The sequence below is a fragment of the Croceitalea sp. W27 genome, assembly GCF_055693185.1.
The window spans coordinates 1,626,202-1,640,566 of sequence record NZ_CM146327.1; the positions used below are offsets into that span (position 1 = coordinate 1,626,202).

Sequence of the window (14,365 nt, forward strand, 5' to 3'; positions counted from 1 at the left end):
AAAACAAGTTATAAGTTTTACTTCTTCCTTAGAAAAACTGTTATCGGCACCCCAGAGAAATCATAGTTTTCACGGAGTTTATTTTCTAAAAATCGTTTATAAGGTTCTCTTACATATTGAGGCAGATTACAGAAAAATGCAAACTGCGGATAAGGTGTTGGCAATTGCGTGCAAAACTTGATTTTAACAAATTTTCCTTTATATGCTGGTGGTGGTCTATTTTCAATAATGGGCAGCATAATATCGTTCAACTTACGCGTCACTATTTTTTTAGAGCGATTTTTATAAACCTCAACAGCGGTTTCTATGGCTTTAAAAATACGTTGTTTGTTCAATACCGAAATAAAGAGAATAGGAACATCAACAAAAGGTTCCATAGCTTCTCTTATTTTTTTCTCAAAATCGCGAACCGTATTGGTTTCTTTCTCAACCAAATCCCATTTATTCACCAGAATAACAATGCCTTTATTATTGCGTTGTGCCAACCAAAAGATATTTTGTACTTGCCCATCAAAACCTCTAGTAGCATCCAACAATAAAATACAAACATCGGCGTGTTCAATAGCCCTAACGGAACGCATAACCGAATAAAACTCTAAATCTTCCTTTACTTTGGCTTTACGACGAATACCTGCCGTGTCTACCAAATTAAATTCAAAACCGAAACGGTTGTATTTCGTATCTATACTATCTCGTGTAGTACCTGCAATATCAGTTACGATATATCTTTCTTCGCCAATCAAGGCATTGATAAATGAAGATTTACCTGCGTTTGGTCTGCCCACAACAGCGAACCGAGGTAATTCACTATCGTCTTCAACGGTTTCGGGCAACACTTTTACCAATGCGTCCAAAAGCTCCCCTGTTCCGCTTCCATTAATGCTTGACAAAGTATAATATTCGCCTAATCCTAAAGAATAGAACTCAACAGCATCTGCCTCACGTTGGGCGTTATCTACCTTGTTTATGGCCAGAAAAACAGGCTTGTCCACTCTGCGGAGTAATTTGGCCACATCTTCGTCCATTCCTGTAACGCCAGATTCTACATCTACCATAAATATGATGGCATCGGCCTCATCAATGGCAAGCTCTACTTGTTTGTCAATTTCTTTTTCAAAAATATCATCGCTACCAACAACATAACCGCCTGTATCGATAAGTGAAAACTCTCTTCCGTTCCAATCACTTTTTCCATAGTGGCGGTCACGGGTAACACCACTTACGGCATCCACGATGGCTTCCCTTCTTTGAATCAGTCGATTAAAAAAGGTTGATTTTCCAACATTCGGTCTTCCTACGATGGCTACAATTGCGCCCATATCAATAAATTAATAGGCAAAGGTAGTACAATCTAAAAAGCTCAAGGTACTTCTGGAACATTAAAAATAAAGAGACCTTATAATTGTCAAATTTGAGTTATAACAAAACTTTAAGTTTTTATAACAAGGCCTTAACGACTAAGCAAGCATTCTAAGACGTAAATTCATAAAAAATAAACTAAATGAAAACGATAAAAATTATTCCATTAGTGTTAAGCCTTCTTTTAGGGTCAATTGCTTACGGACAAAACGCCAAACAAAAAAAGATTATTTCAGACGCTAAGAAAGCCAAACAAGCACTTTTAAAACAAGATAACGGGCTGGAGAATTTCTTTGAAAACTCTGCGGGTTATGTAATTTTCCCCAATGTGGGCAAAGGTGGATTTATTATTGGTGGGGCTTCGGGTAATGGTGTTGTTTATGAAGATGGAAATCTTATCGGAATGGCAGATTTAAAAAAATTAAATATTGGACTGCAAGCTGGTGGACAAGCTATTATAGAAGTCATCTTTTTTGAAACAGCAGCAGATTTGGATGCTTTTAAGCAAAGTGATTTTCAATTCGGGGCCGAAGCTTCGGCAGTTGCCGTAAAATCAGGAATAGCGTTCAATGCAAAATATAAAGATGGAGTCGCCGTTTTCGCACTGCCCAAAGCAGGCTTAATGGCAGACGCATCAGTAGGAGGGCAAAAATTTAAGTTCAACCCTATTCCACAATAAGTTTAAGTTAGTTTTGAGTTAGTTAGTTATTTAGGGTCGGTATTGCCGGCCCTTTTTATTGGTACCCAAAACGTTTCAGTTGATTCGAATTACTGCGCCAATTCTTATTCACTTTTACATAGAGTTCTATATGCACTTGCTTATCAAAGAATTTTTCTAAATCTCTTCGTGATTCTACCCCCACCCTTTTTAGGGCACTCCCCTTATGCCCTATGATGATGCCTTTTTGCGTATCACGTTCAACCATAATTACTGAACGGATTCTTATGATATCATCATCCTCTATAAATTCTTCCGTTTCTACCTCAACCGAATACGGAATTTCTTTTTTATAATGCATCAAGATTTTCTCGCGAATGGTTTCGTTTACAAAGAAACGCTCCGGTTTATCCGTCAGTTGGTCTTTTGGGTAATACGGCGGTGCATCTGGCAATAATTCCAAAATTCTATTAAAAACTTCTTTGACGTTAAAATTTTCCAAGGCCGAAATGGGATGTATTTCTGCTTTTGGCAATACTTGTTGCCAATGTTGTATCTGTTCTTCTAAAACCTCTTGTTCAGTAGTATCAATTTTATTCAATAATAAAAGAACAGGAATTTGGCTATTTTCAATTTTCTTAAAGAAAGCCTCATCTTTTAAAGCCTTTTCGCCAATCTCTACCATGTACAAAAGCACATCAGCATCTTCAAAAGCCGATTTCACAAAATCCATCATAGCATTTTGCATTTCATAGGCGGGTTTTATGATTCCTGGAGTATCAGAGAGAATTACCTGAAAATCATCACCATTTACAATCCCTAAAATACGATGGCGTGTTGTCTGTGCTTTTGAGGTAATAATAGACAACTTCTCACCTATAAAAGCATTCATCAAGGTGGACTTGCCCACATTGGGGTTACCAATAATATTTACAAAACCTGATTTATGCTTTTGCTCTTTCATTCTTCATCTTTTCAAAATACACCTTAGCTGCCTTATTAACTTTAGGTGCCAATAAAAGTACTGCTATCATATTAGGAATTACCATTAAGGCATACGATAAATCGATTAAATTTTTAACTACCTCTAAAGAAGCGACAGCCGCAAAAACAATCATAATCACAAAATACCAATTGTAGAATCTTCCAATTTTTGCATTGGTTAAAAAAGAAAGGCATTTGACCCCATAATACGAATAGGTGAACAGAGTAGACATGGCAAACGCGGCAACTATTATCATTAAAAGAATACCTCCCCAGCTGCCCAATGAGGTATTAAATGCATTTAGGGTCATTACAATACCACTACCCTCTTCAAGATAAGCCCCACTCAATATGATAACTACTGCAGTAAACGTACAAACGAGAATCGTATCTATAAATGGACCTAACATAGCCACTAAACCTTCACGTATGGGCTCATCATTTTTAGACTGCCCATGGTACATCGGGGCCGAACCTAAACCAGCTTCGTTGGAAAACATGGCCCTGCGAACACCTATAATGACCAGACCCCAAAAGCCCCCGGTGACAACGGTTTTAAAATTCCAAGCTTCCACAATGATCAATCTTAATGATGGTAACACCTGAGAAGCATTCATTATCATCACACCGATAACGGCAATAAGGTATACCATTACCATAAATGGCACGATGGTAGTAGCAACCTTCGCAATCTTTGTAAGTCCACCAAAAATGACAAATGAGGTAGCGATTGCCAAAACAAAACCTACTGTCAGTTTCCAATTGTAGTCACTCATTTCAAACAGTGTTTCGGCTGGTTGAATAACGCTCATAAAGGTCTCTGTAAACTGGTTCGCGGTAAACACTCCTAAAAAACCGAAGATACCGGCTACACAAAAGAATATGGCCAAAGGTCTATATTTTTCGCCGAGCCCTTTGGTAATATAGAACATGGGGCCGCCTTGTAACTTTCCTTCTGAATCTTCTCCCCGATACATAATGGATAAACTGCAGGAATAAAACTTGATACACATACCTATAATGGCCGTCATCCAAATCCAGAAAACTACACCAGGTCCACCGTCATGTATTGCGATTGCCACACCAGAAATATTTCCTAAACCAACAGTGGCAGCAACAGCAGCTGACAAAGCCTGTAACGAACTTACTTCGCCCTTAGCAGTTACATCATCGTACTTTCCTCTAGTAATGGCAATAGCATGCCTAAAAAACCGATAAGGCTTGAATTTTGAATAAACCACGAGAAATAGCCCGCCGCCTATTAACAAAATAAACATGGGCCATTCCGTTCCCGAAATCGCTTTGATTAAAAAGTCATTGAGTTGCTCCATGGTTTCGAAGGTACTTATTTCAATGAAAACTCTTAACTATTGTTAAAGATTGAAGCTATTTTAAAAGGAAAGTCATTACTTTTTTGATTTAAGTAAAAAAGCGTTGTATATTTGACGCCCGTTACAAATAGTAGCGTTCTTTTCGTCGGTGTTATGAGCTGAAGTTTTAAAAACAAGTGAAAAGAAATCTCATCTAGGGTAGAGCAGTACTCTTCGACTTCGCTCAGGACAGGGCACCTACTCAACCTGAGAACTTAAAATGGGATTTAGTGTAGCGATGCACTTTTAAACATACATCGCGGGGTAGAGCAGTAGGTAGCTCGTCGGGCTCATAACCCGAAGGTCGCTGGTTCGAGTCCAGTCCCCGCTACAAAAGAAAAAAGCCTTTTAAAAAATGAAAGGCTTTTTTCTTTATAATGTGGTCTATAAATACATCTATTTAAGATCTATAGCCGTAATGTAATTGTGGGTAGTCATAAAAAGCTTTTTCTCATCGCTTCTTAAAGCACAATTTGCAGTTAATTGACCAGTATATACCCTTGCCAACAATTTACCTTCTATATTAAAAATCAATAAGCCCCGTGGGCCAGTTGCAAGTACATAACCTGATTTTGTAATCTTTATACCATCCGGAAGACCTTGGTAACCTTCTTTGGCCAACATATGGCCCACAGTATAAAATGTTTTTTTGTTGGATACTTTGCCAGGTGATTCAATATCATAACTATAATACGCCGGTTTCTCTATATTAGAAACGGCGACCATAAGTTTTTTTCCATCAGGGGAAAGGCATAAGCCATTCGGGTATTTCAGTTCTTTATCCAACAATATCAGCTCTCCGGTTGCAAGTAAGCAGTACACCCCTTGAAAATCCAACTCTTTTTTAGGGTCCTCTAATAATCCAGGTAGCCCATAAGGCGGATCTGTAAAATAAAGGTTTCCTTGTGAATCAAAAGCACCATCATTAGGGCTGTTCAATCTTAGACCCTTGTAGTTATCCGCTAAAAACTCATAGTCTGCTCTAGGGGGCTCTATAGGTGCTTTCATTTTGCCCACAGCCCTATTACCGTGTTGCATTAAGATCAATTCTCCTTTGTTATTTAAGAGTAATCCGTTAGATCCCGGTTCTGCCCCCGTAAAATCATCACCCGACATTCCTGACGGGTGCAGATAGGTAAGTGTATCCAAAGCTTTATCCAACTTATAGACCTTATTGTTAGGAATATCTGAAAACAATAAAAATTCACCTTCGTTGACCCATAGAGGACCTTCCGTCCACGTGAAACCACTAGCCAAAATATTAATTTTGGTATCGGCGCTTATTATTCCTAATGCTTCATCATCAAAAATCTCTACACCAAACATTGACTCCATTTCTTCCCTCGATCTAGGCTCCCATAATGCTCTCTGTGTTTTTAATTCTGTAATTGAATAGCCTTCATCATTTTCTGTTTTGACCTCTTGTTTTTTAGTTTCTTTACAGGAGCAAAGAAGTATTGAACAAAAAAATAGTAATCCTAAAAATTGTTTCATTGTTTTAAATCTATAATCTACCATTCGTTAAAATTTCCATCTTTACCGCGCCAAATAGGATTGCTCCAATCATGGCCTATTTTAGCCCCTTCAATCAATTTTTCTTCATTTACAACTATCCCAAGACCGGGTTTATCAAAAAGTTTGACATGACCATCTTCAATATCAAAAACCTCGGGATTCAAAACGTAGTCTAACAAATCAAAGCCCTGATTGTAATGGATACCTATACTGTTCTCTTGTATTATGGCATTTGCCGATACAAAATCTACATGTAATGCAGAAGCCAATGAAATTGGCCCTAAAGGACAATGCGGTGCCAAGGTTACGTCATAGGCTTCAGCCATAGTAGCAATGCGTCGTACTTCTGAAATTCCACCGGCGTGGCTTAAATCGGGCTGAACAATATCTACAGTCCCTTGTTCAAATAAGGGCTTAAAATCCCAACGGGAAAACATACGTTCGCCAGTGGCTATGGGAATACTCGTATAATTGTAAATATGCTCTAGCGCTTCATTATTTTCACTTAATACAGGTTCTTCAATAAACAAAGGCTCAAAGGGAGCTAGTTCATCTATTAAACGTTTCACCATACCCTTGTGAATTCTTCCATGAAAATCTAACCCCACGTCTAAATCATATCCAAATTCTTCTCTGAGCAGTTTTATGTTATTAGAAACCGTTTTCACCTCTTTCATGGAGGAAATCCAATCCATTCCTCCGGTAGCATTCATTTTGACCGCTTTAAAACCCATCTTCACCTTCTCATGTGCTTGCTCTAGCACAACATCAGGGTTATCGCCCCCGATCCAGCAGTACATTTTCATCTGATGCCTCACAGCACCGCCTAAAAGTTCATGAACCGGAACGCCCAGTGCTTTTCCTTTAATATCCCAAAGGGCTTGATCTATACCCGAAATTGCGCTCATTAGCACTGGGCCCCCTCGATAAAATCCACCACGGTATAATACCTGCCAAATGTCTTCAATATTTTTAGCCGATTTACCGATCAGATATTTCTCCATTTCTTTTACACAGGCCTCAACTGTAGCCGCCTTACCTTCTACTACTGGTTCTCCCCAACCAATAATACCCTCTTTAGTAGTTATTTTAAGGAACAACCATCTTGGAGGCACCCTAAATAGGTCTATTTTTTCAATTATTAATGCATCACTCATTCGTGTATCGTTTTTATCACATCTTTTGCCAATAATACAATGCTATCAAAATCTGATTGGTTATGAATAGGTTTTACCAAGTTTCCGCCGAGACCGAAACCTTCAACACCAGCCTCTTTCCATTCTGGAATGGTATCAAGAGTCATTCCGCCAACGGCGAAAAATTTTACTTCACTCAATGGTCCCTTTACGGCTTTAAAATATTTCACGCCCATACTCGCAATAGGAAATAGTTTTATGATATCGGCACCAATCTCGATAGCCTGACAAATTTCCGTTGGGGTCAGTGCACCCATTAATACAGCGACATTATTCTTATGGGCCACTTCGACAACATTCGTATTTGTATTGGGTGTCACTAAAAATTGAGCTCCTGCGGTAATGGCTGTATTTGCTATTTCTGAATTAATGACCGTTCCGGCACCCACCAAAACATTTGGATATTTAGTTCTGGCCTTAGCGATTTCTTCAAGAAAACCAGGAGTATTTGATGTTATTTCTAAAACCTTAATTCCCCCAGTAATTAGGGCATCAACCACCCTAGGAATATATTCTTGTTTATTCAATCGAATAACAACGACCAGTTTCTGGCTATTTATAATTTGTACTATCTCATTTCTTGTCATCTTAAAACGTGTCCTGATGTGTTACCATCCATTATAGAAAGTATTTCGTTTTCGGTACTTGTATGCTGGTCTCCCTTAATAGTATGTTTTAAAGCAAAAGCGGCCGTAGCAAAATCGACACACTTCTGTGAACTCCACTTCTTGCCCAAACCATGCAAAAACCCTGCAGCAAAGGCATCACCTGTTCCAAAGCGGTCTAAAATATTTACTTTGTAGGCCGTTGATTTGGTTAGGTTTCCATTTATCATACTTATACCAGAAAGTCCATTCTCACTGGCAGAACTATGTTCTCTAACTGTAAACGCAAGATTTTTAACGCCAAATTTTTCCTTGGCTTTTTCTAATGCTCTTTCCGTTCTACTATAAGCATTTTCACCTTCAAAAGACATATTATATACATCTTGAAGTACCCCAGAATTTCCAAAAAGTAAATCTGTATGTTCTAAAATAGAGTCGAAAATATTTCTTGCTTCATTTTTATCCTTCCAAAGCGTACGCCTAAAATTCATATCAAAACTGACTTTTACACCTATTTCTTTAGCTATTCTGGCTGCTTTAACGGTTTCCTCGGCGCAATTTTTAGATAAAGCAGGAGTAATGCCTGAAATAAAAAGCCATTGTTTTCCCTTTAGAATACTTTGCCAGTCAAATTCATCGGATGTTATGGTGCTTATGGCAGAATCAGCTCTATCATAGACCACGCTAGAAGGTCTTATTGATGAACCGATTTCAATAAAATAAGCGCCTATTCTTTTTCCACCTCTCAATATATCTTCTGTTCTAACACCAAAACCTTGCAAAGACATTAAACAAGCATCACCAAGGGCATTCAAAGGCAGCTTGGTCACAAACTGCACCTCATTGCCTAAAATGGCAAGGGAACTTGCCACATTAGATTCTGAGCCAGCATAGTTTACTCCAAAACTCTGTGCCGTGTTTATTCTAGTGGCATGATCACCAGGGGTTAAACGGAGCATTATTTCACCAAAAGTTACAAAAGCCATTGAATTACCAGTTAGTTAATGAACCATCATCTTTGTAAAGTCGTGGTATGTCTACCAATTTAAAATCTTGAGCTATTGCCAATTCTTCATTAAAATCAACTCCAAGTCCTGGGGTATCCGGAACTTTATAGCGCGGCCCTTCCAATTTGGGTTGCACCGGATAAAAATCAGGAGCATTTGTTCCCATATACTGGGCGGGTGTGTTCACTTCTTCCAAATAGCTAAAGTTCGGACAAGCTGCAGCCACATGAATAGATGCAGCAGTGCATATAGGCCCTAAAGGGTTGTGCGGCATAAGCTCAACATAATGCGTTTCTGCCATAGAAGCCACTTTCATAGATTCTGTTATACCACCTACATTACAAACATCAATACGGGCATATTGGGCAATGTTATTCTCTAAAAAAGGCATAAACTGCCACTTGCTTGAAAATTCTTCCCCAATCGCAAAAGGCACGTCTATCATGTTTCGCAAAGCTTTATACGCTCCAGGGTTTTCATCACGAATAGGTTCTTCTAAAAAATCAATGGTTCCCGCCGGCATTCGCTTCATAAAGGAATAGGTTTCTGCAGCGCTCAGCCTTGTGTGATAATCTAAGCCAATAACGATATCTGGGCCTACTTCATGTCGCAGCTCGGTTATCCATTTTGATAGTTTATTGATAGATTCGCGGGGTTCGAACCTACTTTTATCTTCTTGTGACTCGAACTCTGCGGGAGCCAGACGTAAAACCGTCCATCCTTCCTTAATACATATTTTAGAATAGTCTAATAGTTCTTCTTTTGTAGTAAATCTTACCGAAGCAAAGCACTCTACAAAGTCTCGTTGTTTGCCACCCAATAATTCGTAAACGGGTACTTCAAATATTTTTCCCTTAATATCGTACAAAGCAATATCTATTGCTGAAATGGCCGCCGTAAAAACACGGCCTCCTTCAAAATACTGACCTCGATACAAAATTTGCCATATAGCACCTATTTGTTTTGGATCTTTTCCTATTAAAATGGCTTTAAAGTGCTCTATAAGACCAACAACCGCCATCTCCCTGCCCGAAAGCCCGGAACAACCCCAGCCATATATACCCGAGTTGGTCTCGACCTTTACCACCAACTGCACACCACCTCCTTTAATATTTATGGGATAAGACTTTATATCAGTAATTTTCATAGACCATATTTTATTCTAAATCCGGCGAACTCCATAGCATCATTTTTTTTAATTCTCTTTAGGAACAATACGTTCTACTTTACCAACTATAAGGGTATAGGAAAAGAAGCCCAATAAAGCGACAGCGCCAATAAAAAATAATGCAGGGCTAAAATCACCACCTTGAACCAGATAGCCTATAACCACGGGAACAATAACATAGGCCAAACCACCAATGAAATTGAAAGCCCCACCTATTAACCCCATATTATTTTTTGGGGCAATAAGTGATATAAATACCCATGCGATACTTGCCAAACCATTACCAAAGAATGCTATTGACAAAAACAGAATGATAAAGAAAGTATCATCTGTATAATTGGCACCTATTATGGTAATGGATAATAGCATGCCTGTAATAATCGGGGCTTTTCGCGCTATCTCAGGGGTATACCCCTTTTTGATTAAATAATCTGAGGTAAAACCAGCCAACAAAACACCAAAAAAGGCAGCTATATAAGGAATTGAGGCATAAAACCCCGATTTAATAAAATCAAGCCCTCTGTACTCTACCAAATAAGTTGGAAACCACGTTAAAAAGAATGCGGTAGTACCTCCTAAACAAAATTGACCGATATAAAGACCCCATAGTTTCTTATAAACAAATGCCTGTTTCAGGTCCGACCATTCAAAGTTTTGTTTTGTAGAAGACTCACCTTTCTTGCCAACAATACCTCCTCCTTCTTCAATATGGTCAAGCTCTGATTGATCTATGGTTTTATGATTCTGTGGATCCCTATAAAAAATATACCAAACACCCGCCCAAACTATACCAATAACTCCAGACACTATAAAGAGTCCCCTCCACCCTAGTGAATCTTGTATGAAGGTTAATATAGGTAACAATGCGGCCAGCCCTAAAAACTGACCTGAAGTATATGTGGCTATTGCAGAGGCCCTTTCATTTTCAGGAAACCATCTTGTAACCACCAGATTGTTAATAGGGTATGATGGTGATTCAAAAAGACCTATACCTGCCCTTAAACCTATTAATGAAGCAAAAGAATTGACCACCCCCTGAAGAAGGGTTACAATAGACCAAAGTGCCATGATAATGGGGTACAGAATTCTAGACCTTACCTTATCGGCGACTATGCCGCCGGGAATTTGCAGTAAAGAATATGTCCAACCAAAAGCCGAAAATATATAGCCCATCTGAACCGCATTTAGTCCTAATTCTTCTTTTAGGGCAGCGGCCGCCACTGACATATTGGTTCTATCCAAATAATTAATTACCACGGTAAAAAAAATCATTGCTAAAATATTATACCGCTTTCTTGTAGTTGGTTTGGTTTGCATTTGGTTGGTTTAGTTTTCTTTTTATGAGCTAATGGCTCAATTTTTATTGCTTTTTATATTGAAATTCTTTTTCGAAACCTACCTGCTTATATGCTTCTGTTTGGGGTAACACAAATTGATATTCATGAATCTCATCGATTTCGATTTTTAGGTTTCTTGCCTCAAACTCCATAACATGACCTGCGAATTCCTTATCGTCAGAAATAAAATGTAGATGATATCCTGATGCATTGATATCTCCTATAAATTCAGGACAGAAGAAGCCCACCATTGTACCTGAAAAATTTTCCCTTTCAAAAATTGGTCTATTCGGAATCAAAATATCCAATCCGTCATTAAATGGTTTTGCCTGTTTATGCAGACCGCCGCATTTCATTCTTTTAAACTCGCCATGAATTTTAAAAGCGTAGAACATATTCTTAGAAGCTAATTTGCGATTTATATGTTTTCGTAAAGTTTCATAATCGGCGACCGATTCTAATTCAAAAGAATCGTCAACATCAAAAAATGTGGCATTGGCATAAACCACCTTTGTGGTGTCACTGGGGGTAACCACAGTGCCATCTTCTTTTGCCTGGTAGAGTTCTCCATCCAACATTATGAGTTCTCCATCCAATAAATTATAGGATCCCAAACCAATGTCTCCATTTGCCTTTACTTCAGCCGCGGTAATGTCACCTTCAAAAATCTTATTTACAAAAGCATGCCAAATGGAATAATGATAAAACTTATCAGACTTTTCATTCTCTGTATTAGAATTAGAGAAATTATCCTTCTCGCCCTCATTTTTGCAGTGCAGAAAAAGCAGAACAATACAACAACCGAAGACTATTTTTATGATGTTTTTTCTCATTCTTTACTTTCTTTTCTAAAACAATATGCCTCTAAAATTCTATTGGCTGAGTACTTATCGCATTGCTTTTACTTCATTTAGATCTTCTACAACTTCTAAGGTGAGCGCATTCCAATCCAATAAATTAGTGCGCGCCAACATTTGGGGTTTATAATTTTTGCTAGAAACCTCAGCATACTTTTTCCAATGTTTCACCGCAGTTTCCAGTAGCGAAATTGCTTCTTCATGAAATGACTTCTTATCTTCTTTTATGTAAAAGGCCAATGCTACCGCTGCATCTATTTTATCTGCATAGTAGTTGCCCAAATGCCCCATAGCCTTTATATCATCTAAAAGTGTTTTATTTTCAGAAGATAGCCCTTCAGTACCCTCTAGCTTATCGCCACCCATTAATGCCGCCTTTGCATATGCTCTTAATTCTTCGGAAACATCTAAAGGGGTCTTATCAGAGATTTTCAAACCTTCCGTTTTGGCCTTTACATAATCATTTGGATTAAGCATACCCCCACCTGGAACTGTAGGATTATCCATAAAATCGGTAACCCGTCTGAAGCCTCCCTCGACCGGTCTGGCAAGGCATGCTTCAGGAGACCATAGATGATCCCAATCGCGCCAATGAAAACTATTAACCTTGGGAATAATTCTTGACGCCGATTCCCAAACAGACTTTAACGCTTTTGGTGTAAGACCTTTATGATGTTGTTCTATTTTTAGTTCAAAAAAGTTATCGCTTAAATCATTCTCATACCCCAAGCGCCCCCACAGCATAAAATTGTACCAGTGTTTTTTTATTTCTAGTTCACCCGAAAGTTCTTGGCTCTTACTTATAAATTCCCTACCCCATACATAACCGTCGGAGCCATAATAATAACCGGCTGTTTCCTTTTTTGGAAGGTGCCGTAAAAATTCACGCACATAATCGGAGTCTCCCCAACGATAAACAAAAATGTCATCGTTTCGTAAGTTCCACCATGACTTCAAATTATAAGATTTCATGGTCTCTAGGTGCGAATTTGCGAATGGAGGATTGGTGATAGAAAACAGTCGAGCTTTAGCGTATTTAAAACTTACTTCAAATGGATCTGGATAGTTTTTGAAGTATTTCATTATTTGGTCCATATCGGAATACCACACCCTATGAATAAAGGTTACTTCCCTTTTGGGCTGAATAGCTTTAGCATCTATTATGCCCAGACCATAAGTCTCCCAAAGCCATTGCTCCCTATTGTATCCTTCCCAACTGGGCGACATGTATTCCCCCGCAGTTACTCCTATTCCTTTTACATCAGGATATGTTAGCAAAAATGTTTTGACCGCTTCACGGTAATAAGCGATGGTCTTCTTATTGTTGATTTGGTGTGATATACCGTACTTACCTGGTTTTTCTTCCCAAATCTTTCTGCCAAATGTTTTATGATAGGGCTCAACAGGATTTGCGACACTGTTCGGGCAAATATTCCATGTAATCCAGTATACATCAATACCTCTCTTTTTTGCGTGGGCCATTACCTTTTTCCAAAAAGCAATCTTTTCATCAATAGTTATTTTTTTGACTGTTTTAAGGTTTTGCATCACATTTGTTGTTACCAACTGAGGATCTCCCCACTCATTTTCCCTACCCAATGGTTTTAGGGTAGTTACCCTAACATCATCTAAAGCGATATCAGGATAATCGGGCAGTTTTATCATAGATGGAAAAGGATGTGGGTTCCACAGCGATAAAGTATTATACCTGTGGATGGCCATATCATCAATAAATTCCTCCCAAAACTCCCAACTCCACATTTCTAAGATATTGCGCTGGGCAGCATCTCCGGAATCATCGTAACTTGGTGTGCGGGCATCTAGTGGAATATTAAATTTGATACCTCTTTTTTCAAGAAAGGGCTTACACTCTTTATCGGTTATACTTTTATAGATTTCTATTTGTTCAGCAACCTCTAAACCACCATAAAGTAGGCCCTTACCATCACCTCCATAGATATTGACTTGTTTGCCATCGACCCTAATTTTAAATGCCTGGGAAACCAGATTTATAAAATCTAGTTTAAAATGAAAAGTATAACCTGTGAATTTTTCAGAATTGTTTGCGACCGCACTATTTATCCGTTGCTTAGCAAAATCTATATCGACCCCATTTTTCGCGTATAGGTTGGTCTTTAAAAAGAAGCTTATGCCTAACAGAAGAAAAACAAACGCTATTGTTTTTTTCTTTATCGAAAATAGACCGAGACCAATTTGATTACCCATTTTAACAAAGGCTTTGCGTGCCAATTACTATGAATGTTAAAATTAGGTAATGCACCTGCCAAAGGTTTAGCATCATGTTCTAA

General features: G+C 38.4%; 12 protein-coding genes and 1 tRNA gene. 2 read left to right on the forward strand and 11 right to left on the reverse strand.

Going from position 1 to position 14,365, the window contains the following annotated elements:
* Positions 1 to 17: 17 nt before the first annotated feature.
* Complete coding sequence (gene der, locus ACZ1GR_RS07380; protein WP_472611511.1) at positions 18 to 1,319, reverse strand: ribosome biogenesis GTPase Der; 1,302 nt, start codon at positions 1,317 to 1,319, stop codon at positions 18 to 20.
* A gap of 182 nt (positions 1,320 to 1,501) precedes the next feature.
* Between der and ACZ1GR_RS07385 the strand changes: the two genes are divergently transcribed.
* Positions 1,502 to 2,038 (forward strand): lipid-binding SYLF domain-containing protein, encoded by a 537-nt coding sequence (locus tag ACZ1GR_RS07385; RefSeq protein WP_472611512.1) that lies wholly within the window; start codon positions 1,502 to 1,504, stop codon positions 2,036 to 2,038.
* A 55-nt stretch (positions 2,039 to 2,093) separates the two neighbouring features.
* On the opposite strand, the gene era is transcribed toward ACZ1GR_RS07385, so the two are convergent.
* A complete protein-coding gene (era, locus tag ACZ1GR_RS07390; protein WP_472611513.1) occupies positions 2,094 to 2,981 on the reverse strand; it encodes a GTPase Era in 888 nt (295 codons plus the stop codon).
* Positions 2,962 to 4,332 (reverse strand): alanine/glycine:cation symporter family protein, encoded by a 1,371-nt coding sequence (locus ACZ1GR_RS07395; protein WP_472611514.1) that lies wholly within the window; start codon positions 4,330 to 4,332, stop codon positions 2,962 to 2,964. The genes era and ACZ1GR_RS07395 overlap by 20 nt, the downstream gene beginning before the upstream one ends.
* A gap of 297 nt (positions 4,333 to 4,629) precedes the next feature.
* Here ACZ1GR_RS07395 and ACZ1GR_RS07400 point away from each other — a divergent pair.
* Positions 4,630 to 4,702 (forward strand) — tRNA-Met (locus tag ACZ1GR_RS07400).
* Between the two features lie 65 nt (positions 4,703 to 4,767).
* Here ACZ1GR_RS07400 and ACZ1GR_RS07405 read toward each other — a convergent pair.
* From ACZ1GR_RS07405 to ACZ1GR_RS07440, 8 genes are read right to left on the reverse strand one after another with little or no spacing between them, the layout of a single operon-like run.
* Positions 4,768 to 5,865 (reverse strand): SMP-30/gluconolactonase/LRE family protein, encoded by a 1,098-nt coding sequence (locus ACZ1GR_RS07405; RefSeq protein ID WP_472611515.1) that lies wholly within the window; start codon positions 5,863 to 5,865, stop codon positions 4,768 to 4,770.
* Between the two features lie 17 nt (positions 5,866 to 5,882).
* On the reverse strand, positions 5,883 to 7,043 hold the full coding sequence (gene dgoD / locus ACZ1GR_RS07410; RefSeq protein WP_472611516.1) for a galactonate dehydratase: 1,161 nt from the start codon (positions 7,041 to 7,043) through the stop codon (positions 5,883 to 5,885).
* A complete protein-coding gene (locus ACZ1GR_RS07415) occupies positions 7,040 to 7,669 on the reverse strand; it encodes a bifunctional 4-hydroxy-2-oxoglutarate aldolase/2-dehydro-3-deoxy-phosphogluconate aldolase (protein WP_472611517.1) in 630 nt (209 codons plus the stop codon). The genes dgoD and ACZ1GR_RS07415 overlap by 4 nt, the downstream gene beginning before the upstream one ends.
* Complete coding sequence (locus ACZ1GR_RS07420; protein WP_472611518.1) at positions 7,666 to 8,673, reverse strand: PfkB family carbohydrate kinase; 1,008 nt, start codon at positions 8,671 to 8,673, stop codon at positions 7,666 to 7,668. The genes ACZ1GR_RS07415 and ACZ1GR_RS07420 overlap by 4 nt, the downstream gene beginning before the upstream one ends.
* Before the next feature lie 4 nt (positions 8,674 to 8,677).
* On the reverse strand, positions 8,678 to 9,841 hold the full coding sequence (locus ACZ1GR_RS07425) for a mandelate racemase/muconate lactonizing enzyme family protein (RefSeq protein WP_472611519.1): 1,164 nt from the start codon (positions 9,839 to 9,841) through the stop codon (positions 8,678 to 8,680).
* 48 nt (positions 9,842 to 9,889) lie between these two features.
* Complete coding sequence (locus ACZ1GR_RS07430; RefSeq protein WP_472611520.1) at positions 9,890 to 11,179, reverse strand: MFS transporter; 1,290 nt, start codon at positions 11,177 to 11,179, stop codon at positions 9,890 to 9,892.
* A 43-nt stretch (positions 11,180 to 11,222) separates the two neighbouring features.
* Positions 11,223 to 12,032, reverse strand: a complete 810-nt coding sequence (budA, locus tag ACZ1GR_RS07435) for an acetolactate decarboxylase (protein WP_472611521.1) — start codon at positions 12,030 to 12,032, stop codon at positions 11,223 to 11,225.
* Between the two features lie 54 nt (positions 12,033 to 12,086).
* Positions 12,087 to 14,282, reverse strand: a complete 2,196-nt coding sequence (locus tag ACZ1GR_RS07440; protein ID WP_472611522.1) for a hypothetical protein — start codon at positions 14,280 to 14,282, stop codon at positions 12,087 to 12,089.
* Positions 14,283 to 14,365: the final 83 nt, after the last annotated feature.